17 protein-coding genes are annotated in these 24,962 nt (G+C 69.2%); 9 read left to right on the top strand and 8 right to left on the bottom strand.

Annotated elements, in window-relative coordinates; translation table 11 throughout:
• Positions 1-16: 16 nt before the first annotated feature.
• The 5 genes from KEG57_RS50910 to KEG57_RS50890 are packed head-to-tail and all read left to right on the top strand — an operon-like array spanning position 17 to position 7,093.
• Positions 17-2,665: a DUF2169 domain-containing protein gene (locus tag KEG57_RS50910; protein ID WP_272428127.1), complete on the top strand. Its 2,649-nt coding sequence runs from the start codon at positions 17-19 to the stop codon at positions 2,663-2,665.
• Positions 2,662-3,714: a pentapeptide repeat-containing protein gene (locus KEG57_RS50905; protein ID WP_272428128.1), complete on the top strand. Its 1,053-nt coding sequence runs from the start codon at positions 2,662-2,664 to the stop codon at positions 3,712-3,714. The genes KEG57_RS50910 and KEG57_RS50905 overlap by 4 nt, the downstream gene beginning before the upstream one ends.
• 52 nt (positions 3,715-3,766) lie before the next feature.
• Positions 3,767-4,420, top strand: coding sequence for a DUF3540 domain-containing protein (locus KEG57_RS50900; protein WP_272428129.1), 654 nt, complete (start codon positions 3,767-3,769; stop codon positions 4,418-4,420).
• A 30-nt stretch (positions 4,421-4,450) separates the two neighbouring features.
• Positions 4,451-4,843, top strand: a complete 393-nt coding sequence (locus KEG57_RS50895; RefSeq protein WP_272428130.1) for a DUF4150 domain-containing protein — start codon at positions 4,451-4,453, stop codon at positions 4,841-4,843.
• Positions 4,844-4,864: 21 nt separating this feature from the next.
• Positions 4,865-7,093 carry a DUF2169 family type VI secretion system accessory protein gene (locus KEG57_RS50890; protein WP_272428131.1) on the top strand — a complete coding sequence of 743 codons (2,229 nt, stop codon included), beginning with the start codon at positions 4,865-4,867 and terminating at the stop codon, positions 7,091-7,093.
• A gap of 90 nt (positions 7,094-7,183) precedes the next feature.
• Here KEG57_RS50890 and KEG57_RS50885 read toward each other — a convergent pair whose 3' ends face one another.
• Both KEG57_RS50885 and KEG57_RS50880 read right to left on the bottom strand, forming a co-directional pair.
• Positions 7,184-8,062: a hypothetical protein gene (locus KEG57_RS50885; RefSeq protein WP_272428132.1), complete on the bottom strand. Its 879-nt coding sequence runs from the start codon at positions 8,060-8,062 to the stop codon at positions 7,184-7,186.
• 313 nt (positions 8,063-8,375) lie between these two features.
• Positions 8,376-9,392 (bottom strand): hypothetical protein, encoded by a 1,017-nt coding sequence (locus KEG57_RS50880; protein ID WP_272428133.1) that lies wholly within the window; start codon positions 9,390-9,392, stop codon positions 8,376-8,378.
• A 101-nt stretch (positions 9,393-9,493) separates the two neighbouring features.
• Here KEG57_RS50880 and KEG57_RS50875 point away from each other — a divergent pair, with 101 nt between their 5' ends.
• A complete protein-coding gene (locus KEG57_RS50875; RefSeq protein ID WP_272428134.1) occupies positions 9,494-10,549 on the top strand; it encodes an NAD(P)H-dependent glycerol-3-phosphate dehydrogenase in 1,056 nt (351 codons plus the stop codon).
• A gap of 2 nt (positions 10,550-10,551) precedes the next feature.
• Positions 10,552-12,090, top strand: a complete 1,539-nt coding sequence (locus KEG57_RS50870) for an FGGY-family carbohydrate kinase (RefSeq protein WP_272428135.1) — start codon at positions 10,552-10,554, stop codon at positions 12,088-12,090.
• Between the two features lies 1 nt (position 12,091).
• Here the strand turns inward: KEG57_RS50870 and KEG57_RS50865 are convergent, their stop codons facing one another.
• The 5 genes from KEG57_RS50865 to KEG57_RS56365 all read right to left on the bottom strand — a co-directional run bounded on the left by KEG57_RS50865 (position 12,092) and on the right by KEG57_RS56365 (position 21,562).
• The gene (locus KEG57_RS50865; protein WP_272428136.1) at positions 12,092-13,372 is read right to left on the bottom strand and encodes an SUMF1/EgtB/PvdO family nonheme iron enzyme; all 1,281 of its coding nucleotides are present in this window, start codon (positions 13,370-13,372) and stop codon (positions 12,092-12,094) included.
• Positions 13,369-14,364 (bottom strand): L-histidine N(alpha)-methyltransferase, encoded by a 996-nt coding sequence (egtD, locus tag KEG57_RS50860; protein WP_272428137.1) that lies wholly within the window; start codon positions 14,362-14,364, stop codon positions 13,369-13,371. Before egtD ends, KEG57_RS50865 begins: the two co-directional genes overlap by 4 nt.
• Positions 14,365-14,428: 64 nt before the next feature.
• Positions 14,429-18,355, bottom strand: coding sequence for a serine/threonine-protein kinase (locus KEG57_RS50855; protein ID WP_272428138.1), 3,927 nt, complete (start codon positions 18,353-18,355; stop codon positions 14,429-14,431).
• Positions 18,352-20,796, bottom strand: a complete 2,445-nt coding sequence (locus KEG57_RS50850) for a serine/threonine-protein kinase (protein WP_272428139.1) — start codon at positions 20,794-20,796, stop codon at positions 18,352-18,354. The genes KEG57_RS50855 and KEG57_RS50850 overlap by 4 nt, the downstream gene beginning before the upstream one ends.
• 361 nt (positions 20,797-21,157) lie before the next feature.
• Complete coding sequence (locus KEG57_RS56365) at positions 21,158-21,562, bottom strand: endonuclease domain-containing protein (RefSeq protein WP_372518245.1); 405 nt, start codon at positions 21,560-21,562, stop codon at positions 21,158-21,160.
• Between the two features lie 283 nt (positions 21,563-21,845).
• On the opposite strand from KEG57_RS56365, the gene KEG57_RS50845 reads away from it, so the two are divergent.
• Complete coding sequence (locus KEG57_RS50845) at positions 21,846-22,388, top strand: RNA polymerase sigma factor (RefSeq protein WP_272428140.1); 543 nt, start codon at positions 21,846-21,848, stop codon at positions 22,386-22,388.
• A gap of 126 nt (positions 22,389-22,514) precedes the next feature.
• Here the strand turns inward: KEG57_RS50845 and KEG57_RS50840 are convergent, their stop codons facing one another.
• The gene (locus KEG57_RS50840) at positions 22,515-22,835 is read right to left on the bottom strand and encodes a four helix bundle protein (protein ID WP_272428141.1); all 321 of its coding nucleotides are present in this window, start codon (positions 22,833-22,835) and stop codon (positions 22,515-22,517) included.
• A gap of 525 nt (positions 22,836-23,360) precedes the next feature.
• On the opposite strand from KEG57_RS50840, the gene ltrA reads away from it, so the two are divergent.
• A complete protein-coding gene (ltrA, locus tag KEG57_RS50835) occupies positions 23,361-24,692 on the top strand; it encodes a group II intron reverse transcriptase/maturase (protein WP_272428142.1) in 1,332 nt (443 codons plus the stop codon).
• The last annotated feature ends 270 nt before the right edge of the window (positions 24,693-24,962 follow it).

Raw genomic sequence — 24,962 nt, 5'->3', positions numbered from 1 at the left:
AGCGAGATCCTCGCGCGTGAAGATCCTGAAGCCTCTCCGGCTCTCCTTCGTGCACCGCACCTTCGAGCACAAGCGGCGGTGCCTCTTCGTGCCCACGGTCATGGCGCTCTTTCCGTTCGATTCGCCGAAATCGATCGGGACCGAGGTCGACCTCTGGAAGATGGCGGGCAAGGAGCTCGGCCGGTTTGGCGTGCTCGACCATTGCATGTGGAAGCCCCGGGGCGAGCTGCTCGTCACGGGGCATTGCTACCCACCTGGCAGAAAAGAAGCCCCCTACGCGCACGTAAAATTGTCGCTCGGGACGATCGAAAAGACGATCTACGTGATCGGGGATCGCACCTGGGGCCTCATGGGCCCGAGTGATCCGGCCCCGTTCACGCAGATGCCGATCGACTGGGCGCACGCGTTTGGCGGCGAGAAATACCCGCAGAACCCGGTCGGCAAGGGCCTTCTGCCGATCAAGAACGAGTCCGGACAAACCGTCCACCCGCTGCCGAACGTCGAGGATCCGCGGCACGTCGTGAAATCGAAGGGCGATCGCCCCGAGCCGGCCGGGCTTGGGCCCTACGATCTCACCTGGCCCCATCATTTCGCGAAGATGGGGACGTACGACAAGAAATGGCTGGAGGAGCAGTTCCCCGGCTTCGCGCTCGACATCGATTTCGGGGTCTTCAACGTCGCGCCGCTCGATCAGCGCCTCGAAGGGTATTTCCGGGGCGACGAGACGTTCCGGATCGAGAACATGCACCCGGACAAGAACGTCCTCGAGTCGCAGCTCCCCGGCGTGGTGGCGCGCTGCTTCTTGCAGCTCTCGCCCGAGAAGGGCGACGATCTCGTCGAGGTCCCGCTGCACCTCGAGACGGTGCAGCTCTTTCCGCACCTCGAACGCGGCATCGTGATGTTCCGGGGCCTGCACGAGATCGAGGAGCCCGACGCCTCCGATGTGCGGGTCGCGATGGCGGCGCTCGAAGACCTCGGCGACGAGCCGAAGCCCCGCGCCCATTACGAGCAGGTCTTCGCGCAGCGGATGGATCGCAAGAACGCGCACCTGCACATCCTGCGCGACCCCGACCTCATGCCACGCAGCCTCGCCACGGCCCCGAAAGCCGCCCCGGTGCTCGTGGACGAGTACGACCAGGCCATCGAGCAGGAGATGCTCGTCCTGAAGAACGCGCGGCGCAAGGCCCAGGCCGAGCTCGATCGGGGGCGCGAGCGCGCGATCGCGATGGGCGCGGACCCGGATACGTTGCCGCGACAAACCCTCCCGCCCGAAGAAGAGGTGCCGAGCCTCGACGACCTGCCGGCGTATGTCGATCGGATGAACACCGAGGCGGAAAAGCAGAAGGCCGAGGCTGAGAAAAAGCAGGCCGAGGCCGAGCAGAAGATCCGCGCGATGTGCGCGGAACAGGGTCTCGATTACGACGAGATCATCCGCAAGGCGCGGCGCGAGAAGACGGGCCCGCCCAAGTTCAGCGCCGAGAAGGAGATCGAGAAGCTGCGCGACATCGCGGAGCTTTCAAAGAACGCGGGCGTGCCGCTGCAGGGCGTGGACGACAAGCTCGCGGATCCCGATCTCCTCGACAAACTGCGCAAGGCCGAGGAGCAGGTTCACGCGGCCTACCGGATCGCGGCGCACGAGGCCGAGGCGCCGGCGCCGATGGAGCCGGAGGAGAGCGAGCGAGCGCGGGCCGACATCCGGCGCGCGTACGCGACGGGCGACAAGCTCGCGCGGCGCGATTTTTCGGGCGCGGATCTGTCGGGCATCGATCTCTCGGGCGCGGATCTCGAAGAGGTCTACTTCGAAGGCGCGAACCTGACGGGCGCGAATCTGACGGGCGCGAAGCTCGATCGCGCGGTGCTCGCGCGGGCGAATCTCACGAATGCGCGCCTCGCACTCGCCTCGTTGCGCGAGGCGAACCTCGGGCGCGCGCGGCTCGAAGGCGCCGATTTCGAGGGCGCGGACCTCTCCGGCGCGACGCTCCACGAGACCGACGCGGCGGGCGCGAAGCTCCTCGGTGTCTTGCTCGATGGTGCGCTCCTGATAGAGCTGCGGCTCGAAGGCGCGGATCTCTCGGGCGCGCGCGGCGAAAAGCTCTTTTTCGTCAAGTGTAACCTCCACGGCGTCCGCTGGGCGAACGCGAAGCTCTCGAAATCGAGCTTCATCGAATCGAATTTGACCGACGCCGATTTCACGGGCTCCGATCTCGAGTCGTGCACGTTCGTCGGCGTCACGGCCGATGGCGCGCGGTTCGACGGCGCCGACCTCGAAAACATCCGCGTCGTGCACGGCTCGACGATGGAGCGGACGAGCTTCAAGGGGGCCAAGCTCCCCGGTTCGAATCTGCGGGGTACGAGGCTGCAATCGTCCGATTTCACGGGGGCCACGATCTCGAAGAGCGACCTCTCCGAGGCGGATCTGCGCGGGGCGAGCCTCGCACGCGTGATCGCGGTGGATTCGCGCTTCGTCGGGACGGACCTCCGCAATGCGCAGTGCGTCTCGGCGAACCTGATGCTCGGCATCATGCACAAGGCGCGCCTCGCGGGCGCCGATTTCACGGGCGCGAACCTCTTCGCGGCGGACCTGCTCCGCGCCGTCGGCGACGACGAGACGCGCTTCGATCAGGCGAACTTGAAGCGCGTCGTGCACCAGAGGTCGGCCCGATGAACCGCGAAGAGCTCGTCACGCTCGTCAAGGACGGGGAGATCGTCACCGAGCTCGACCTCTCGGGCCTCGATCTCTCGGGCGCGGACCTCTCGGGCGGCATTTTCGAGAAGGTCGTGCTCAAGGGCGCGAACCTTTCGGGCGCGCGGCTCAAGGAGAGCGTGTTTTGCGGCTGTGATCTCTCGGAAGCGAACCTCGAAGGGGCGAACCTGCATCACGCCTCCGTGCTCGAATCGAAGCTCACCGGCGCGAATTTGAAAAAGCTCTACGCGCCGATCGCCAGGTTTGTCGAATCGAACCTCGCGGGCGTGGATCTCTCGGGCTCGAACCTGCTCACTGTCTTTTTCGTCGAGTGTGATCTCTCGGGCGCCTCGCTCGCCGAGGTCACGTTCGATCGCGGCGCGCTCGTCGACGCGAAGGTCGACGGGCTCGATCTGCGGGGGAGCCTGATCAAGCAATCGGTCATCGCGAAGACCGACCTGCGAAAGACGCTCCTCACGAAGACCCGCTTCGAGATCGCGGTGCTGCACGAATCGGTGCTTGCGGGCATGGACCTCTCGGGGATGGATCTCGGCTGCTCGCAGTTCGTAGACGCGGACCTCTCGGGCGCGGATCTCTCGGGCGCGAACCTCGAACAATGCAATTTCAAGGGCGCGGACCTAAGGGGCGCGAAGCTCGAAAAGGCGCGGGCGCCGAAGGCCATGTTCGCCGCGGCGAAGCTCGAAGGGGCGATCCTCTCGGGCGCGGTGCTGCGCGAGACGCTCTTCGTGGAGGCGCTGGCGACGGGCGCGAATTTCGAGAAGGCCGACCTCGAGCTCTCGGTATTCGTCCGCGCCTCGTGCGTGGGCGCGCGCTTCGGCGGGGCGACACTCTCGTATGCGGATTTCTCGAATGCGGACATCTCGCGCGCCGATTTCGCGGGCGCGAACATGCTGCGGACGCGGCTTCACCGCGTGAAGGACGAGGACGCGACGTTCGGGCTTGCCCGGAAGATCGCGCTCGGCGACGACGCGGAGCTCGCCGAGGCGGAAGGGTTTGTGCCAGCCTCCTGAGGGGGCGGGTTTTTCGAGGCGCGGAGCTTACTGAGAGGGCACGGAGAACGACATGAACGGCAATCTCGCGAGGAAGCTCGATGAGCTCGAGGCATACCAGGTCATGGGCACGGTCGTGCACGCCGAGCCCGGGCTCTTCATCGTCCGCACGGGCCGCGGCGACATGCGGGCGCGGCGCGCGACGAGCTGTCTCGTCGAGCCGCGCCTCGACGATTTCGTCCTCGTCGCGGGCGCCCCGAGCGGCGCGGCGTGGGTCCTCGCCGTGCTCGAGCGCGAAGAGGGCGCGGGCGCGTCGCTCGCTTGCGATGGCGATCTCGAAATCAAGGTGCCCGAGGGCCGCGTGCGTGTGGCCTCGAAGGAGGGCATCGATCTCGTCTCGCAGAAGGACGTCTCGGTCCTCGCCGACGGCGTGCGCGTGCATGCGGCGACGGGCAGCGTGGTGATGGACAGCCTCTCGTACCTCGGCGGGCTCGTGCGGAGCGAGATTGGCAAACTGCGCCACGAGGGCGGCATCGTCGAGCGCGTGGTCGAGCGCGTGAGCGAGCGCGTGAAGCGCTCGTTCCGGAAGGTGGAAGAGGTCGATCAGGTCAAGGCCGAGCGGATCGACTATTCTGCGAAGCAGGTCATGAGCCTTCGCGCGGAGAACGCCATCGTCACGGCCGAAGAGCTCGTGAAGATGGACGGCGAGCAGATTCATCTCGGCTGAGCGAACACCGGGGCAGGGAGGAGGCGCGTCATGTTCGGGAATTCGCAATTGGGCGGTGTGAACCTCGGGTTTCCGGACGTGTGCCTCACGCCCATGCCCGTTCCGGTGCCGATTCCGTATCCGAACGTCTCTTTCGGCCCGCTCGGCTTCCCGCCCTCGTTCAACGTCCTGTGGATGTGCACGCCGGCGCATCATCTCCTGACGACGCCGCTCATTTCGATCGGGGATACGCCGGGCATCGCGATGGGCGTGGCCTCGGGCATGATCATGTCGCCGACGCGGCCCGTCACCGGGGCATTCACCGTGCTCGTCAATGGGATCCCCGCGACCCGCATGACGAGCTTCAACATCCAGAACAACACGAACTGTCCGGGCCTCGCGATCGTGCCCGCGCAGGTCAAGGTGCTCCTGCTCGCTCCCTGAGGCCACGGGCTTTTCATCACCTTGGAGATCCGTTCGTTCTGCCCATTTCCTGCGGCGGCCTTCGTCTGGGAGGCCGCGCCGGGGGGGCATTCGCTCACGATCCTCGTCAAAGCCACGTTCCTGCTCGTGCACGGGGCCGAGGCGACGATCGCACCGGCGCAGGACGAGCCCGCGGGCGACGTTCCATGGGACAATGAGCCGGGCGCGTCGCTCCGCCTCTCCACCGATTTCGTGCCGCTCAAGCCACGCACGGACGTGCTCGTCGCCGGGCACGCATTCGCTCCCAAAGGCGCGCCGGTCACGGAGCTCTCGTGCCGCATTGAAATAGGCGATTTCGCGAAGGGCCTCCGCCTCGTCGGGGATCGGCGATACACGCCCGGGCCCGGGGGGCTTTCGGCGGGGCCGCCGGCCGCGTTCACGCGGATGCCGCTTCGATACGAGCGCGCGGCGCGCGGGGAGGGGAATCCGGTCGGCATCGATCTCGCGGCGGCGCCGGTGCGCGACGCGATGGCCGTGGCGAACGTCGTGACCTCGACCGGACAAACCCCGGGGCTCGGCCCGCTCGCGCCGGGATGGCCGCAGCGCCGAAAGCTCGTGACCGAGGAGGGGCACAAGTGGGCGACGGCTGCGCGCGGGGAAGATGCGGGCCCGGCGCCCGAAGGGTTCGATTTCGGGTTTTTCCAGGCCGCACCGTCGGATCAGCAGATTCCGCTCCTGCGCCCCGGCGCGACGCTCGTGCTCGAACACCTGCATCCGACGCTGGAGCGGCTCGAGACACGTTTGCCCGCGGCGCGGCCGCAGGCGTTCCGGATCGATCCGAAGACGGGCCGGGTCAGCGAGATCGCGCTGCGTTGTGATACCCTCACGATCGACACGGATCGGGGGCGCATGTCGCTCGTGTTCCGCGGCCTCACGGACGTGCCGGCGAAGGCGCCGATCGCGGTGGGGACGCTCGTCGTGGCGAGCCATCCGCAGGGAAAGCGGGTGCGGCCTGCCGATATCGAGAAGGTCGTGCGGCAAGGGGGCTCGCTGGAGGACGTCGCGGGCGCGCCGGAGAAACATCCGCTCGAAATGCGGCACGATACGCGGCCGATCGGGCAGGTGCGAGCGGGCGGCACCACGAGCAGCTCCGCGTCCGCGAAGGCCCCGGCTTTGCCATTTCGACCCGCGGCGCCCGGCGCGCCTGCGCCCGCCGCGCCTTCCGCGCCGCCACGCCCGAGCTCGGCGCTGCCGTTTGGCAGCGGCACGGTGCACGTGGGCGCGCCCGCGGCGGTGGTCGTTCGTCCGGCCACACCTTTCGAGCGGACGTCCGTGCCGCCCCCGCCGCCTACGCCCGCCCTTGCGAAGCCCGCGGAGGAGCTCGACATTGAGCCGGATCCGCCGACGCCGGCGCGTCCTTCCGCGCCGCCGCTGTCCGCGCGGGTCCTGCCGTTCGGCAGCGTCACGCTCGGGCCTTCGGCGACGCCGCCGAAGGTTTCTCCGGCCACACCATTTCAACCTCCGGCGGTGCCGCCGCGCCCGCAGGCCAAGGAGGCGCCGCGGGTCTTGCCGAGCGCGGGATTGCCCTTCGTGCCGGCGGAAGCCGCGCCGCCGTCTTCGCCTGCGCCTGCGTCCGTGCCTCCGCCTGCGCCGGTGCCCGCGAGCGCGGCGCCGATTCCTTTCTCGCCAAAGGATGCCGTCAAACCCGCGCTCGTCACGCTGCCGACGATTCCGCTCGAACCCAAGCCGCCCGAGCCCGAGCAGGGCGAGCCCGCATTGCCGGGGGCTGCGCTGCTCTTGCCACTTCCGCTCGAGAAATATGCCTCGATTGCGGCGGAAATCGCGGGGCCCACGGTCGATGTGGGCATGACGCTCCGCCGGCACGGGCTCGACGAGGAGAAATGGGCGCGCATCGTGGCCGAGAGCATGCCCATCATCGCGGAAGACGCCGGGCGCGGCGAGGGGGCGTTGCTCGAAGCGTTTGATCGAATCTACGTCGCGCGCATGGAAGCGCTCGGCCGGACGGTCGACGTGCGGGGGCATGCGCGGCTCTCGGTCGCGGCGGCGCACGGGAAGCTGTCGCGTTGCCTCGAAGAGCTTGGCCTCGGGCGGGCGGATCTCCTGCCATTGCGGCGCTCGCTCGGGCGCAAGGCGACGAAGGATCCGGCCTTCGCGGCGGAGCTACGCGCAGCGACGGAGGCCGAGCGCGCGGCCTCGCCGCCGCCCGAGGTGGGGCTCTTCAAGCCGCCGCGGCGGGCGCGTAATTCGTGAGCGACGACGGTTCGCGGATTGCGACCGATTTCGACGACGCCTGACTACCGGACGAGGCCGTCGTGGTGCGGCGGGTGCGGTAGGCGCGCATCACAGCTCGAACCCGTAATACATTCCCTGATTGTCGTCCGTGAAGGAGCCGAGGCTCGATTCCACCACGAAATAGTAGCTGATCTTCGACGTGACGTCCGGGATCGAGAACGAGTGGACCGTCGTGCCGTCGATGGCAGGGTTCGTGCCATAACGATAGCCCGGCGGGTTCCCCACGAAGCCCGTGGCGCTCACGACGGCGGGGTGCTTCGTCGCTGTGGCCCAATCGTCCCTCGAATACACGACGGTGACCGTTGCGTCCGGCGGGAGGCTCTCCAGCACGGCCGCGCCCTCCATCGTGGTGCCAGAAGAGCGGGGTACGCCGTGGTGGAACACCCCGCCCGCGGGCATGCTGGGGCCCGCGGCGAACGAAGTGGCGTGGCCGAGCCCGCCGTTGTCGTCCCAGTGCGTCTGTCCCAAGGCGTCGTCGTGGCGAACCGAGACGCGCGCGTCGCCGAAATAACAGTACGCGGTGTACAATGCGCGCCCGTCACCGCGGACGGTCGCGTGTTTCGCGGCGCAACTGTAGATCGAGGTCGGGATGTGCACGGTCACGGTCCCCGCGTAGAACGGGTCCGAGACGGCGATCTCGAAGTAAGACCTGCGCATGGGAGGGAACAAGCTCACGAGCGGATCGCCCATGGACTCGAGCGCGAATGCGTCGAGGTCGAGCTCCGCGAGCATGGGATCGGCGTAGAGCTCGTTGGTATCGGCGAACCCGAGCGTGGATCCAAGCGCGGAGCCCTTGTGTAGCGGCGGCAGCCAGGTGTTGACCTCCGCATACAAGAGCTCCACCTCGCTCATGGCGAGCGCGGGCTCGGCGCCGAGGACGATCGTCGAAGCGGCCGCGAGAACGAGGAACGATTTGTTTTTCGACATGAGGACCCCTCCGGCCGGGACGCGGGCGAATGACGCACGAGACCCCGGGGGCAGGAACGAATCTCCGGCGCGCGCGATTCGAACCAGCTCGAAACGCGAAGTGCCCCATCGGGGAATCTCGCCGGAGGACGGGAGCGGCCCTTTGCAATGTGCGGGCCAGCGAGCTCTGCGGGACCGACAGGGCGTAAAATGAGGCTACGGCGGTAGGCGCGAGCCTGCACCTGCAGGCGCGAGCCTGCAGGCCCCAGCCTGCACTGCAGGCCCGAGCCTGCAGGTGGGGGCCTGCACTGCAGGCGGGAGCCTGCAGCAGGCGTCAGGGTTTTGTCGGCGTGGTCTTCGTGTCGACCCGGCTCCGCACGATGCGCGGGGGCGTGCTGTCGACGTCGAGCCGCGAGACGACGAGGTTCCGCAAAGACGGGCGTCCCGCGCGCGCGAGGAGGAGTTTTCCGAGGAAGTCACGCAGTGCGGGTTTGCCGCCGAGATTCGTGGCCTCGACGGATTTCCACGCGGTGGCCGCATCCTTCACGCACGACTCTTTCGCGCCCGCGGCGTCCGGCTCGCAGACGAGCACGACGCAGTTCATCGCGAGCCCGAGGCACGTCCGGTGGATCGTGGCGTCGTCGGTCGTGGCGCCGCTCGGCGAGACGAGCGAAATCGTGGTCTTCGTGTCGAGCTTTCCGCGTGACGCGTAAAGCAGCCCGACGGGGTTGTGCGCGTCGTGGCTCTCCAGCCAGGCGTACGGATCCGTCTCGGTCGCGGCCGTCTTCGTGGTCCCGGAGGCGAGGGTGAGCAGCATCGGGCTCGACACGATGTTACGCGCCCGTAGCAAATCGGCGGGGTTGCCCTTTTTGCTGGTCGCGCTCGGCGGAGGTGGAATGTGCACGCCGTCCGTGACGGGCGCTTCGCCTTCGTGATCGTCGTCGTCTCCGTCGCTCGGACCCACGTTCGACAGGATTTCCAGGGAGACGTCGACGCCGAGCTCCGCGAGGTCGCCCGCATGGCCTTCGGCCTTGGCGCCGGCGCTCATCGCCTCTTCGACGAGGCCTCCGCCGCCCTCGGTCGGGGCGTGGATGCCGGGCAGCGGGCTCTTTGCGCCGGCCCGCATGCCGTCGTCGGCGAGCGAGCCGAGCTTTCCGCCGCCGCGCATGCCGTCGTCGGCGAGGGATCCCGCGCGTCCGAGGCCTCGCGCGGCGTCGTCGCTCAGCATCGCGCCTTTCGCGCCGATCCTCGCGCAATCGTCGCCGGCCCGGGCCATGAACATCCCGATCGCAGCGATCACCGCTGCGATGGGCCCCAACTTTTTGCCGTTGCCCTCGTCTTCTCCGCTCACGAAGACCTCCGGGCGCGATGATACCGAGGGGTCCGCCGCAGACAATCCCCTCGGGCAACTCCTTGCAAATGCGACGGTTCTGGGTACCCTCCGCCGCCACCATGGCCGTCATCACCGTCCTCGGCGCCGGCATGATGGGCAGCGCGTTTTGCGTGCCGCTCGTCGATCGCGGGCACGACGTGCGCCTCGTCGGCACCCACCTCGACCACGCGATCATCGAGAGTCTTCGTTCACGCGGGTTTCACCCGACGCTGAAGCTCGATTTGCCCCCTTCCATCCAGCCGTTTTTCGTGTCCGAGCTCGAAGAGGCCGCCCGTGGCGCGGACATCCTCGCGTTTGGCGTGAGCTCGGCGGGCATTCGCTGGGCCACGGAGACGATCGCGCACCACGCGCGGCCCGGCGTGCCGCTCGTGATGATCACGAAGGGGCTCGAGCTCGACGGCGAGGCCGGTCGGCTCCTCGTGCTGCCGGACGTCGTGCGGCGAGGGTTGCCCGAGGAGGTGCGCACGAATGTATCGCCGGCGGCCGTCGCGGGGCCGTGTATCGCGGGAGAGCTCGCGCGGCGCGTGCCGACATCGGTCGTGGTGACGGGCAGGGACGGCGAGGCGCTCGACAAACTCGCGCATGCACTCCGCGGCCCGTATTACCACGTTTTCCGGTGCGCGGACGTGATCGGCGCCGAGGTGTGCGCGGCGCTGAAGAATGCGTATGCGATGGGCGTCGCGCTCGGCGCGGGCCTGCACGAGAAGAAGGGCGGCGCGCCCGGGAGCGTGGCGATGCACAACTGGGAGAGCGCCGTGTTCGCGCAGGCCATTCGCGAGATGATGCGGGTCATCGGGATGCTGGGCGGCGATCCGATGACGGCGACGGGTTTGCCCGGGGTGGGGGATCTCGACGTCACCATGAACGGCGGTCGCACGGGGCGTTTCGGGCGGCTGCTCGGGCTCGGAATCGGCGCGCGCGAGGCCGTGGCCCGGATGGAGGGCGCGACGCTCGAATGCCTGGAGATCCTCGACGTGATGCGCCGGGCCCTGCCCGCGTACGAGGCCCGGGGCGAGCTCGGGCCCGGGGAATTGCCGCTCCTGCGGACGCTGATTACGGTGGCGCTCGAAGACGCGCCCGTCGAGATGCCGTTCGATTCGTTTTTCGGGGCCTAGCGATGCACGTGGGGGACGACGCGCTTTTCCTGGGGATCGATTGCAGCACGACGGCGTGCAAGGCCATCGCGTGGGACCGAGAGGGCCGCGCCGTCGCGGAGGGGCGCGCGCCGATCCCGCTCTCGAACCCGGCGCCGGACGCGTGGGAGCAAGACGCGCGGACCTGGTGGGAGGCGCTCGGCACGGCGACTCGCGAGGCGGCCCGCGCGCTCGGGGACGTGGGCGCGCGGCGCATCCGGGCGGTCGCGATCACGCACCAGCGGGAGACGTTCGTCCTGACAGACGAGCAAGGAGAGCCCTTGCATCCGGCGCTCGTGTGGATGGATGCGCGCTGCCGGGCGGAGGTCGCGGCGCTCGCGGCGAGGGTGGGGGAGGCGCGCTTGCACGAGATCTCGGGCAAGTTTCCCTGCACCACGCCTTCACTCTACAAGCTGCTCCACCTGCGCAATCGGATCGCGCCGCACCTCGCCGCGCGTCCGGTGCGGATGCTCGATGTGCACGCCTTTCTCGCCCACAGGCTCACGGGCCGCCTCGTCACGTCCGTGGCGAGCGCGGATCCGACGGGCCTCGTGGACATGGCGGCGCGGGGTTTTTCCGCGGAAATCCTCGAATGGGCAGGTTTGTCCGCGTCGGAGGTCCCCGCGCTGGCCGAGCCAGGCGAGCGGATCGGCGAGGTGGGTCGCGAGGCCGCCGCGGCGCTGGGGATCGAGGCAGGGATCCCGGTGTTCGCGGGGGCCGGCGATGGGCAGGCCGCGGCGCTCGGCGCGGGCGTCGTGGGGCCGGGCGTGATGTATCTGAACCTCGGCACGGCGATCGTGTCGGGGGTCATTTCGCGGGAGTACCGCACGGATCGCGCTTTCCGCACGATGATGGCGGCGACGCCGGGCGCGTTCTTGTACGAGACCGATCTGAAAGGCGGGACGTTCACGCTCACGTGGCTCGCGCGTTTGCTCGGCGCGGAGACCGAGGCGTCCTCGACGACGCTTTCGGCGCTCGAACGGGAAGCGGAGGGCATCACGCCAGGCGCGGACGGGCTCGTGCTCGTGCCGTATTTCCACGGGGTGATGAATCCGTATTGGGATGACGCGGCCACGGGGATCCTGCTCGGGCTTTCCGGCGGGCAGGGGCCGGCGCATGTGTATCGGGCGATCCTCGAAGGAATCGCGCTCGAACAGCGGCTCCACACGGACGGCGTGGAGCGGGCGTCGGGGCCGATCGCGGAGCTGCGGGTGATGGGCGGCGGCTCGCGCAGCGCGCTGTGGTGTCAGATCCTGGCGGATGTCCTCGACAAACCCATCGTGCGGGCGGGGACGAGCGAGGCGACGTCGCTCGGGGCGGGGATCCTGGCGGCGGCCGGCGTGGGGGCGTTTTCCGGGATCGAGGAGGCGGCCGCGGCGATGACGTCGCGGGGCGAGGGGTTCGTCCCGGGGGAGCGGCGCGGGTTTTACGAGCGTCTTTACCGCGAGGTGTACGTGGGGCTGTATCCGGCGCTTTCGGGGGCGATGGGGCAGCTCGCGCGGCTGCGGGAGAGCGCGCGGTAGCTCAATCGTCCCACGCCACGCGGAAGCTCGTGAACGCGTACGGATACGTGCGCCGGTACCAGTTGCGGAAGCTCGGGCGGAGGAGCTTCTGGTCGGTGGCCCACGAGGCGCCGAAGACGACGTCGTGCTCGCCGTCGAAAAAATCAGCCGAATACCCAGCGTAGGTCCGGGCGTACGGGACGAACCCGGGGAGGGGTGAGAACGGCGTGCTCGTCCATTCCCAGCCGTTGCCGACGAGCTCTTCCACGCCCCACGCATTCGCCCCGGCCGGATGCGCGCCCGTGGGCGAGGGGAAAAAACGGGCGAAATCGAAATTGCCGTGGGAAGGCGCGGGTTCGGCCTCGCCCCAGGGATAGGGCCGATAGGCGCCCTCCGGCGTCGTATAGGCGGCGCGGCAGAGCTCGGCCTCCGTCGGCAATCGCCCGCCGCGGTGCGCGCAATAAGCCCGCGCTTGCTCGCCCGAGACCTGCACGGGCCAGCCTTCCGCGACCTCGAAGGGCACGGGGCCGAACACCGTCTTGACGAACAGGCGAGCGCCGCTATGAATCCAGGAGCGGGGCCGGAGCGACGGGGGATCGCCGTTCGCTCGGAGGAACGTGCGCCAATCGAGGTTTCGGACAGGGAGCGAATCCAGGGAGAAAGCCCCGACGGAGACGGTGGCCCGGCCAAACTCGTTGTCCCAGCCGAACGGGATCTCGTTCCAGGCGGCGCCGATCACGGCGTCGCCCGCGGAAATGCGCTTGCGCTCGGCGGCGCGGCCCTGGCCGGAGCCGGGCGGGGCGATGCTCCTCGGGCGCTGGATCAGGCCCGGGCGGCACTCCGCGAACATGTAGAGCAGCGTCTCCTGATGCATGAGCTCGTGCTCGAGCACGAGGTGCAGGATGCGCGCGTTCTCGCAGAGGGGGTCGTCCGCGCGGCCGAGGACCTCGGGAATGCGTGTGCGGACGGCGCGGCGCGCCTCGTCGCGATAGGCGAGCACGGCGGAGATAGAGGGCCATTGGCCAAGGGTCGTCCGGCGTGCGCTCGGCTCGTCTTTCGGATCGATGCCCCGTTCGAAAAGGACGTCGAACGCTTCGTCGAGGTGCCCCGCCCCGAGCACGCCCCGGCCTATCTGATTCCAGGCGAACGCGGGGAGGTGGCCGAGGTAAAACAGGAACGGGTGGCGCAGGCCGATCGGCCGTTCGAGCATGGCATCCCGAGGGAGCAGGCTGAACAGGAGGTCCGTGCGTTTGTAGGTTGTGTCGAGTTTTTCTTTCCAGAACGATTCGAGAGGCAGAATCACGAACGACGCCTCCGGAGCAGGGCGAGGGCAAAGAGGTTGGCCGGGTCGGTGTCCCAGCGATCGATCGTGAGGCCGGCTTCGGCCGCAGACGCTTCGAGCGAGGCGCGCGTGAACTTGCAGGAGAGCTCGGTGCGGATCTCGGCGCCCGCGTCGAGGTCGAGATCGAGGTCGATGGTGCCGAGGCGGATCCTGTTCTTGCGCCTCGCGACGAGGCGCATCTCGATCCAGGCGTTTTCCCGGTCGTAGAAGGCGCGGTGCCGGAAGGCCGTCGGATCGAAATTGCCGGCAAACCTCCGATTGAGGACGGAGAGGATGTTCAGATTGAAGGCCGCCGTGACGCCCTCGGGATCGTCGTACGCCGCTTCGAGCCGGGCCGGATCCTTGACGAGATCGACGCCGAGGAGCAGCGCGTCCGAGTCATCCATGCGCTGCGCGAGCTCGCCGAGGAACGAGCGGCGCTCGTCCGGGTGGAGGTTGCCCACGGTGCCGGCGAAAAACACGACGAGGCGTCCGCCCGCAGGGCCGAGGCGCCCGAGGTCGGTCATGAAATTGCCCACGACGCCGCGAAACACGAATTCCGGATAATCGGCGGAGAGGCGATCGATCGACTGGAGCAAGAAGAGCTCGTTGATGTCGAGCATGGTGCAGGTGATGCCCTGCCCGTCCGCCTGCAGGGCATCGAGGAGAAGCCGGATTTTCCGACCCGCGCCGCTGCCGAGCTCGACGAGGTGGAGCGGACGGGCGTGTGCGACGATATCGGCCGCGGCACGCTCCAGGATCGCGATCTCCGTACGGGTCTGGTAATAAACGGAGAGCTGGGTGATGCGCTCGAAGAGCTCGCTTCCGGTGTCGTCGTAGAGGTATCGAGCCGGGATCTCCGGGAGCTCCTGGAGGAGGCTCGCCCGGAGCGCCGCGCCCTCGTCGATCGGGCGCGTGGAGGAGCGTGGCGCGAGGTCTTCGGGTGCGGCCTTTCTGACAGGCGATCCGTCCATTCGCGAATACCCTCCAGCGCCCGCGGGGCGGGATCCCGAGCGCCGGGCGTGATGCGCCGTTTGCTCAGGACACCAGCGTCGAAGCGGGCGCAGCGGGGGGATGCGAAAGCCATTCCTCGGCCCGCGCGAGGAGGGCCGCGTGGGTCGGAATTCGTTCGAGGAAGGTTTGGCGAAGGAGCGGATCCGGGATTCGAGACGCTCGCAGGAAAAGATCGGCGCGCGCCGAGAGGACGGCCGCGCGCGCCTCCTCGCCCCGGCCGAGGGCGCGGAGGGCATCGACGCGCGAGAGGACGAGGTGCTCGTGACCAAAATGGTACATGCCACGCTGCGCGCTGTCGGAGAGCGCGGGCTCGGCGAGCGCGAGGGCCTCGGCGGGTCGGCCCTCGGCGAGCGCGATTCCAGCGCAGATGCCCGCGAGGGCCACGCGCGCGAAGGGTAAACTTTGCACGAGCGGTTCGAGGGCGAGGGCACGCGTTCGGGCCGCTTCGAGGAAGCCCGCGGCGAGCGCCGCCTCGGCGAGGAGGAGCGCGGTATTGACGGCGACCGTGCGTTCGCCGCGCGCCTCGGCCTCCTGGTAGACGGCCGTGCAGGGCTCGATGGCGTCGGCCGGGCGGCCCCGGAGCAAGAGGACGCGGCCGAGGTAGGTGCGCGACGCGAGCGCCATCATGCTGCCCGGCTCGGCGCTTTGCATGGCGCGCGCAAGGGCGGCCTCGGCCTGCTCGAAGGCGCCGAGGTAGGACCAGTCGAGGCCGACGTGCATCTGCACGTAGGGGCCATATCGACGGTCGCCCGCGGCCTCGAAATGGGCGAGGGCCTCGCGGTCGAGGGCGAGCGCGGCCGCGAAATCGCGCGGGACGTAGCGCTGCCAGAAGGCGCGGGTCATTTTCACCCAGCCGGCCGCGGAGGGCTCACGGTCGAGGAAGGGGGCCGTGACCTCCTCGAGGCGCGCGAGGTGCGCCTCGGCGAGCTCGCGCTGGGCGCCGAAGAGGTACGGCATGATCGCCACGCTGTAGGCCCAGGCGAACGCGGGGATCGCGGCAGGCTCGGGCTGCACGCGGGCGAGGTCGCGCACGAACGTGGCGCGGACGTCGGGTTTGTCCGCAAGGATGGGGCTCGTGATGGCGCTGCCGAGCGCGCGGCAATGGCTCGTCGTGCCCGGCGTGGCAAGGGACAACGTGGCCTCGGCCGAGGCGAAGGCGCGGGCCCAGTCGCCATTCCAGGCCCAGGCGTCGGTCTGGATGGCCCGGAATGCGGCGGCCCGATCGCCTGTGGCGCCGAGCGCGAGGCCACGCTGGGCGAGGGCGAGCGCGGCCTCGTCGTCGCCCGCGCCGAGCGCATGCTGCGCGGCGCGCTCGTAATGGCGGATCGCCCGCGCCGCGTCGCCACCGCGATCAAAATGCGCGGCGAGGATCTTGGGATCCCATTCGCCGTGCGCTTCGAGCCACTCGCCGGCGAGCCGGTGGCCGAGGGCGCGATCCCGCTCGGTGAGCATCGCATAGGCGCCCTCGCAGAGGAGCATGTGCCGGAACGCGAGCTGCTCCTCGCCGGCGAGCCGGCTTTCCCGCCGCGCCACGAGGATCTCGCGCTCGATGAGCGAGGCGAGCACGGCCGAGAGCTCCTCCTCGTCGGGCGCGTCGTCGCCGAGCAAGGCCGGAATGCCGCCGCGGAAGAAGGATTCGCCGAAGACGCTCGCCGCACGAAGGACGCGCCTCGCCGGCGGATCGAGGGCGCCGAGGCGTGCCTCGATCATGCCGAGCACGGTTTCGGGCAGCATGCCCCCGCGCCCCTCGGCGACGGCGCGCACGAGCTCTTCGAGATAAAATGGATTGCCCGCGGCGCGCTCGACGAGGGCGTCGACGAGCTCGGCAGGCGCGGCGTCGCCGAGGGCGTGGCGCGTGATGCGCGCGCTTGCCTTGCGCGGCAGTTCGGCGAGACGCACCTCGTGCGAGCGATCCCCGAAGAGGCGCGGGAAGAGGGTGAGGGCCTCGGGGCGCGCGGCGGCGAGGACAAGGAAGGGGCGATTGCCGAGCTCGCGCATGGCCGCGTCGAGGAGGCGCAAGGAGACGGCGTCTCCCCATTGGACGTCCTCGAGCGCGAGGACGACGGGGTGACGGCGGGTCATCGCGGCGAGGAGATCCACGACGGCTTCGCGTACGTGGTCCTTCATGAGCGCAGGGCTCTGGCGCGAGGCGCGCAGGCGCGGGCTCGCCTCGTCGGAGAAGGGGAGGCCGATGAGCTCGGCAACGAGCTCGGAGACACGCTCGGCGTCGGATTCGGGAAGGTATTTTCGGACGAACGCGGCGAGACGCGCGCGGCCTTCGAAGGGCGCGTCCACGAGCGCGCCGAGGAGCGTGGAGCCGAGGAGCGCGTAGGGAGAGCCCTGGCCGAGCAGATCGCCGTGCCCGCGGGCCACGAGGACGTCCGGGCGATCCTGTCGGAGGCGCGTGACGAGCTCCGCGAGGAAGCGCGATTTGCCGGCGCCCGCCACGCCGATGAGGAGCACGGCGGAGGGGCGCTCTTCCTCGATCGCGGCGTCGACGAGGTCGCGCACCATGCGGAGCTCGCGGTCGCGGCCGACGAAGGGGCTTGGCCTTCCGAGGAGTGTGCGCGCGGCTTCTCCGGAGGGGCGCTCCGCGACGAGGCGGTGGCCGGAAGGTGTGCTCGTGACGTCGAAGCGCGCGTCGAGCAGGGCGCGGGTGACGTCGTCGATGTGGACATCGACCGGAGGTTTGGTGCTCGAAACGTTCTCCCGTTCGAGCAGGGCCGCGACCCGATCGACGACCTCGCCGACGGGCAGGCGCGCGGAGGCCTCGGCGCGGCCCGTCGCAAGCGCGATCGCCGCGTCGGGGAGGATCGCGCGGAGTCGCAAGGCCGCGCGGGCCGCGCGTGCGGCGCGATCCGTGGGCTCGCCCGCGCCGAGGAGCGTGACCACGAGCGCGCCGTTGCGAAGCTCGTCGACGCGCGCGCCGAGCGGGGCGACCTCGTGCCGGACGGCCGCGACGACGTCGGCTTGCGAGCGCTCCGTGGAGCCCTTCGCGTCGAGCGCGCCGCTCACGGGCTCGCGGTGGAGGGCCAGGATCGAGACGAACCGCGCCTCGACGTCGGTCAGGCCAGCCGCCGCGGGTTCGTCCGCGAGCGTCGGGACCTCGTCCGTCTCCTCGGTGCCGAGCGCGTCGAGCGTGGCGAGCTCTGCTTCGAGAGCGGCGCCGTTCGCCGGGCGCGACGTGGGGTCCTTCGCGAGCAGGCGCGCCATGAGCACGTCGAGCCGCGGGGGAAGGTCGGGCCGCGCTTCGGCGAGGCGCGGGGCCTCTTCGAGCAGGAGTTTGGCGAAGAGGGCCATGAGGTTGTCGGCCTGGAACGGCGGGCGGCCCGTGAGGCACTCGTAGAGCACGGCGCCGAGCGAGAAGACGTCCGCGCGTGCATCGATCGGCGCGCCGTCGCCGCTCGCCTGCTCGGGGGCCATGTACCCCGGCGTGCCGAGGATCATGCCCGACCGCGTGAGCTTGCGGGACATGGCCCCGAGCTGCGCGAGGCCGAAGTCCACGAGCTTGACGCCCTCGATCGCGCGGCCCACGAGCACGAGGTTCGTGGGCTTGACGTCCCGGTGCACGATGCCCCGCGCGTGCGCCGCGCCGAGCCCCGCGGCCACGCGGCGCGCGAGGAGCAGGCACTCCTCGAGCGTGAGCGGCCCGCGCGCGAGCCGCGTGGCGAGGTCCTCGCCTTCGAGCCACTCCATCACGAGGTAGGGAAAACCCGCCTCGGAGAGGCCGTGTGTCACGTAGCGGACGACGTGTGGATGCGAGAGCTCGGCGAGCGCGCGGGCCTCGACGTCGAAGCGGCGCGTCGCGTCCGAGGCCGGCTGGTGGATGACCTTGAGCGCGACGGGCGAGCCGGTCGCGCGGTCGTGCGCGCGGTAGACGGTGCCCATGCCACCGGCGCCTGCACGAACCTCGATCTCGAAGCGGCCGGCGATGACGTCGCCGCGCTTCATGTCCTCGTGCCACCTTGCTTCAGCGCGAGGGCCAGGGAGGCGTCGGCCTCCCCCGCGAGGCCCGTGGCGCGCACGCCCGAGCCCGCGAGCCAGCGCTCCGCGAGCGCCTGACCTCGCCGGATGTCCGCCTCCGTCGACGTCGCCAGGAACGCCTCGCGCAGCATGGGCTGGCTAAACGCGTACTCGGTGTCGTTCGGGGCGCTGCTCGCGCGCCGACGCGTGATGACCTCGCGCTTCGCGAGCTCCCCGAGCTGGATCCGCACCTGCGTGATGTCCGCTTCGCCGCCGAGCAGCGTGACGACCGCGCCCTCCCAGAACGTGACGCCGACGAGGGCCGCCGCGCGGAGAAGCCGCCGCGCAGCCGGCGCGAGCTCGGCGATCGCGGGGCCGTGCACGGCGAGCAGCGCCTCCGGCGTCACGGCCGTCGCGCCATGCGCGAGCTCCTGCAAGAAGAGCGGATGTCCGTCGGCCCGCTGCGCGAGCGTCGCGAGTTCCTCGTCCGGCACGTCGGGCCCGAGCGCGCGTCGCAAGAGCTCGCGCGAGGCCCGCTGCGAGAGCGTCCCCAGGCGGATCTCCTGCACGCTCCGGCGTGCGAAGAGCCCCGGCGCGCGATCACGCACCTCGGGTCGGGCGAGCGCGAGCACGCCGATCGGGCGATCCGGGAGCTCTCCGAGCGCCTGATCCACGAGCGCGAGCGAAGCCGCGTCCGCCCACTGCACGTCGTCGAGCACGAGCAAGAGCGGCCCCGCCTCCGCACGTGCACGAAGAACGTCGAGTGCTCGCTCCTCGAAGCGAGCCGCGTCGTTCGCGGAAAGCGAGGGCGAGAGGGCGCGGATCACAGGCTCGATCACCCCGAAATCGGCGGCGCCGACGCCGGGTCGTCCGTAGCCGACCACGAGATCCGGGCGGCTCGACACGAGCGAGCGGACCACCTCCTGCGCGAGGCGTGTCTTTCCGAGCCCGGCCGGTGCGACCACGAGCGCGGCCGCCGCGCGCGGCTCGTCGAGGCCTTCTTCGAGCAGATCGAGGATCACCGCGAGCTCGCCCTTGCGGCCCATGAGCGTGCACGGACGCCCGAGCAGAGGACACGGCTCGCCGAGATCGCTTCGCTCGCCGCGGAGACGCGCGTCGTCGGGCGAGCCTTCGATCTCGAACCGCGCGGGCAGGAGCGCTTGCGTTCGATCGTCGATCCGAACCCCGAAGGCCGGTGTGCGGCACCCGCGCTTGAGCAGACCGAGCGCGCGCTCGACGACTTCGGGGGCCGGCAGATCACGCCTCGCGTCGGACCGACCCGTGACGAGCGCGACCCGGAAGCCGAGGAGGAGCTCGGCCATCTCCAAGGCGCAACGCGCGGCGCGCACCGGCCCGTCCGCGGCGCCGTCGAGCGAGAGCAAAAGCGTGCCCGAAGCGAGCTCCGTGGGCGAAGCGCCGTGCCGCCGCGCGATGACCCGCACGTCGTCCCAGGACGAACGAGGGAGCTGCGTGCGCAGCGTGGGGCTCGAAGGCCGCACGGCCGTCTCCACGGCGGGCGCGGCGACGACCGCGCAGACGAGGCGATGCTCGCGATCGCTGATCCCCTCGGGCAAGGCCGGTACGACGGAGATCCTTTCACCTCCAACGGTGTCGATGCCCTCGAGGGCGCGCAACACCTCGGCGCCGTCCGCGGGCCGAGCCTCGGCGACGCGCGAGAGCATGCGCGCGACGAGTGTGTCGAGCGCGCGGGGGATGTCGGGGCGGATCGAACGCACGCGCGGGGCATCTTCGAGGAGGAGGCGCGCGAGGATGGCCATGACGCCCTCGCCTTCGAACGCGGGTTTGCCCGTCAGGCACTCGAAGAGCAGCGCGCCGAGGGAAAACACGTCCGCCCGCGCATTGACGCGGATGCGCGAGCCCTGGGCCTGTTCGGGGGCCATGTACCCAGGCGTGCCGAGGACGCTTCCGGTGCGGGTGAGGCGCGCGCCGCCCGCGGCGGCCTGCGCGAGGCCGAAATCCAGGACTTTTGCCGCCTCCGGTGAGCCGCCGATGAGGAAGACGTTGCTCGGCTTGACGTCGCGGTGGACGATGCCGCGCGCATGCGCCGCCGCGAGGGCAGAGGCGATGCGGATCCCAAGGAGGACGGCTTCAGCCTGCGTGAGGTGTCCTTCGACGAGGCGTGACGCGAGGCTCCTGCCTTCCAGCCATTCCATGACGAGCCACGGCGCGCCCGAGGGCGCGGCCCCGTGCGCAACGTAACGCACGATATGGGGATGGCCGAGCTCCGCGAGGATCTTGGCCTCATGATCGAAGCGGCGGATGGCCTCAGGGTCGTGCTGCGCGAGGACCTTGATGGCCACGGGCTGCTGCGTGACACGGTCGAGCCCGCGGAACACCGAGCCCATGCCCCCCGTGCCGGCGATACGCTCGAGGACGAAACGACCGCCGACAACGTCTCCAGGCTGCACGGCGAGAGGATGCCGATGCAGCGAAGGATAGGCAAGCGGGACGGAGAGGGGGCGGGCCGAGGCGGGAAAAGATGCGGAAGCGAGAGCGGAGGCGGAGGCGGAGGCGGAAGCGGAGGCGGAGGCGGAGGCGGAGGCGGAGGCGGAGGCGGAGGCGGAGGCGGATGCGGAAGCGGAGGCGGAAGCGGAGGCGGAGGCGGAGGCGGAGGCGGATGCGGAAGCGGAGGCGGAAGCGGAGGCGGAGGCGGAGGCGGAGGCGGAAGCGGAGGCGGAGGCGGGGGCGGAGGCGGTAGCGGGAGCTGAAGCTGAAGCTGAAGCTGAAGCGGGAGCTGCAGCTGAAGCGGGAGCGGAACGGGGACATACCTCACTTCCGGGGCGATTCCCTCACCCCCAGCCCCTCTCCCGTCCCGGGAGAGGGGAGGAGAGCGGTCAAGCACGCGTGGATGCGATTGATGACGCGATCGGGTTCGAGGAGGAATTCGCGGTTTTCGAAGCGTAGGACGGTCAGTCCCATCGACCTGAGCTGGCCATCACGAATGGCGTCACGCGTTGGGGCTCGAAAGTGAGGCGCGCCGTCCGCCTCGATGACGAGACCGGCCTCTTTGCAAAAGAAGTCGGCGAAGTAGGGCCCTATCGGGTGTTGTCGGCGGAACTTTGCGCCGAACAGACGACGGTCCCGGAGAAGACTCCAAAGGAACCGCTCGGCAGGAGTTGCGAAGCGACGCAGGGCGCGGGCACGGTGCGTTTGGGCGCGGACAGGACGGGCCATGCCTGTCCATCGACCCCGGGCGCCGGAGAGTTTCGCCGATTATCCCCTCTCCCGGGACGGGAGAGGGGCTGGGGATGAGGGACTTTCAGCCCAGGATCACAGCTCCCATTCCAACGCCCTCGCCCCATTCGCGGCGGATCGTGGGTTCTCCGCCGACGAACCAATCCGCTCTTTTCCAATTGCCTCGGGCCGCAATCCATGAGACAAAGCAAGCGACGCCAGCCGGTGCTGGTAACACCGACCGGCGTCTCCCCACAACCCCGCACAGTCCGGAGTCATGAGTATGGCAACGATACCGCTCCATCCGCCGCCGGCAAACTTTACGGCGGCGCACGCCCTGCTTGGGCGCCTTTACCTGGAACACCGCGATTTCCTGCGCCGCCTCCTTCTCGGACAGGCCATCCCTCCCCGCGACGTGGACGACGTCGTGCAGGAGGTCTTCATTACGGCCTGGCGACGCCTTGAATGTCTTGTCACGCCGGAGCAGGCGCGCCCGTGGCTCCTGATGATTGGGCTCAACCGTGCGCGCAACCATCGAAAGCTGGTGCGTTGCGAACGGGAGGTCCTCGCGGGCCTTTCGGATGACTTTCCCGAGCGGGAAGACGAAGCGGAGTCGACGGAGGCGCTCGTGCTGGCGACGTACGGGCTCTTCCGGCTCAAGCGATTCCTCTTGAGGATCGGCCCGCGCATCCGGGCGGTGGTCGTGCCATACCTGGAGGGCCGTTCGATCCGGGAGATCGCCGAAGCGCTCGGCATCAAAACGAAGACCGCCTACGCCCGCATCTCGCTCGCCCGACGGCACCTGCAAACCCTCGCGCTCGCCTGATCCGCCTGCGCACGCACGTGCGCACGCGCCTGCGCACGCGCCTCCGCCTCCGCCTCCGCCTCCGCCTCCGCTTCCGCTTCCGTGAAAGTGGCGGGCCGCCCGGCGAAGGACGGCCCGCTTTACGCATCACCTCCGCGCCAGCCGGTGCAGGGTGGCGATGATATGGTCGAGCGCATCGCGCAGCCCATCATCGACCGGTTCTACGTACCCGAGTGCTTCCGCTACATCCAAGCACGCGCGCACCTCGGCAGCGGATCCCATGGCCGTGTGCCACCGCGCCCTTTCGTTCCGCCCCTGCGAATACGCGCCCTCGTGCAGATTCAGCGGCACGCTTGTGGCGGCGCGCCGTAGCTGATCCGCCAGGTTTGCATCCTTCCCGCCGATCTTCTCGATGATGGGCCGCAGCCGCCGCAGCAATTCGATCGTGACGCTGTAGATCCTGAGCACCAGTGCGCCAGGCGAAGCCTGGGTGAGGAGGAAGCAACGACAGACAGAAACCTCACGAAGAGACCCATGCGGCGAATGTGTACCAGTAGCCGCCCGGCCAAGGCTGACCACCAGCCGGAAGCGAGTCTTGCGTGTCCGTCGGCGACGACGGGGACGAAGCGTAGACAGCGAGCACGCAGGCCGTGTGAGCGAGCCCCGAAATAGGATGCGGGCCAGGCCGACGTCGTTGGTTCGGCGGAAGGCAACACCGAAGCGTCAGCAGGGCAACTGAGCCCATCGGTCCGGCGCAGAGGCTGCCCGGGGTCAAGGAGCACGGCATGTGTGCAAGGGTCTCCCAGGAACCTGGGAGGCCCCGATACCTCCCGCCAATCGGCGGGTAGGCCGACGCGAAGGCAACGAAGCGTGCGGTCGACGGGTGTCGGGGAGTCGGAGTGCCGTAGTAGGAGCAGTGACGTGGGGGAACCGGCCCAAGGGACCCCGCTGAGCGAAGGACGGCACCGGGAAACGGAACCGTTGGAGGGAAAGATGATGGAGTCACAGACCTCCGCAAACATCTCCACGAAACTCGAACGGATAGCGAAGCAGGCGAGGGAAGCGCCCGATATGGCATTTCGGACGCTCGCCCATAACATCGACATCGTCTGGCTGCATGAAGCCTACCGACGCACGCGCAAGGACGGCGCCGTGGGAATCGATCGGCAGAGTGCGAACGAGTATGCGGCCAACCTGGAGGGAAACCTCCAGTCGCTGCTCGACCGTGCGAAGTCCGGAACCTACCGCGCTCCACCTGTGCGACGTGTCCACATCCCGAAGGGAAATGGGTCAGAAACGAGACCGATCGGGATCCCTACCTTCGAGGACAAGGTCCTGCAACGCGCCGTCGCCATGGTGCTGGAGGCCATCTACGAGCAAGACTTTCTAAACTGCTCATATGGCTTCCGGCCCAAGCGATCGGCGCATCAGGCGTTGGCAGACGTTCAGCCGCAGGCTGTGATCATGAGGGGCGGGTGGGTCCTGGAAATCGACATCAGGAAGTTCTTCGACTCCGTGGAACACCGAATGTTGCGGGACGTCCTTGTCCGCAGGGTACGCGATGGAGTATTGCTGAGGCTCATCGGAAAATGGTTGAATGCGGGCGTGCTCGAACGAGGGGAGCTGTCGTATCCCGTCGCAGGCACACCGCAAGGAGGTGTGATCTCGCCGATCCTGGCGAACATCTTCCTCCATGAGGTACTCGACACGTGGTTTCACCGAGAGGTGCTTCCGCGATTGTCGGGGACGGCACGGCTTTTTCGGTACGCCGACGATGCCGTGCTGCTGTTCAGCGACAAACGAGATGCGGCGCGTGCAATGGCTGTCCTGCCGAAGCGATTTGGTAGGTTTGGGCTGACGCTGCATCCCGACAAGACGCGACTGGTCGACTTTCGTCGTCCCGACCGACACCTGCCCAGCAGCGAGCGGAGCGGGCCGGGAACGTTCGACCTGCTGGGTTTCACGCACTTCTGGGGAAGATCACTCTCCGGAAAATGGATAGTGAAGCGCAGGACAGCCAAGGACCGATTCCGCAGAGCGATCAAGCGGATCGCCGAATGGTGCAAGGTGCACCGTCACGACGATATCCGCGTGCAGCAGGAAACCTTGGGGCAGAAGGTGCAAGGGCACTACCAGTACTACGGGATCACCGGGAACGGTAAAGCTCTCCGCAAGCTGCTCTACGAGGTGAAGCGGGCATGGTGCAAGTGGCTCAACCGTCGCTCGCAACGGGCCCGCATGACCTGGGAACGCATGAACCGACTGCTTGAGCGATATCCGCTCCCGCCGCCGCGCATCGTGCACCCGTACTCCAAATTCGCGTAGCGAACCCGTGTCCCGAAGAGCCGGATGCGGGAAATCCGCACGTCCGGATCCGTGGGGGGCCGGGGGGTAATCGACCCCGGCCTACCCGACTTGGTACCTCCTTCCCCGAACGGGGACCCCTGTCCCGGGCCCGCGCGCGGAGGACGGCGACGATGAGGCAGCTCCGACGTCAAGGCCTTTAGCGCGGTTTTTACGCTGCGCTTCCGTGTGGCGGTAGCCGCGTTGACGTGCGCCGTTGCCTTCCTCCGACCTTCTTCGCTCCTCGGCATG

Source organism: Polyangium jinanense, assembly GCF_028435365.1.
Note: the sequence above shows the minus strand (reverse complement) of the source record. Positions and strands in the feature narration are given on the sequence as shown.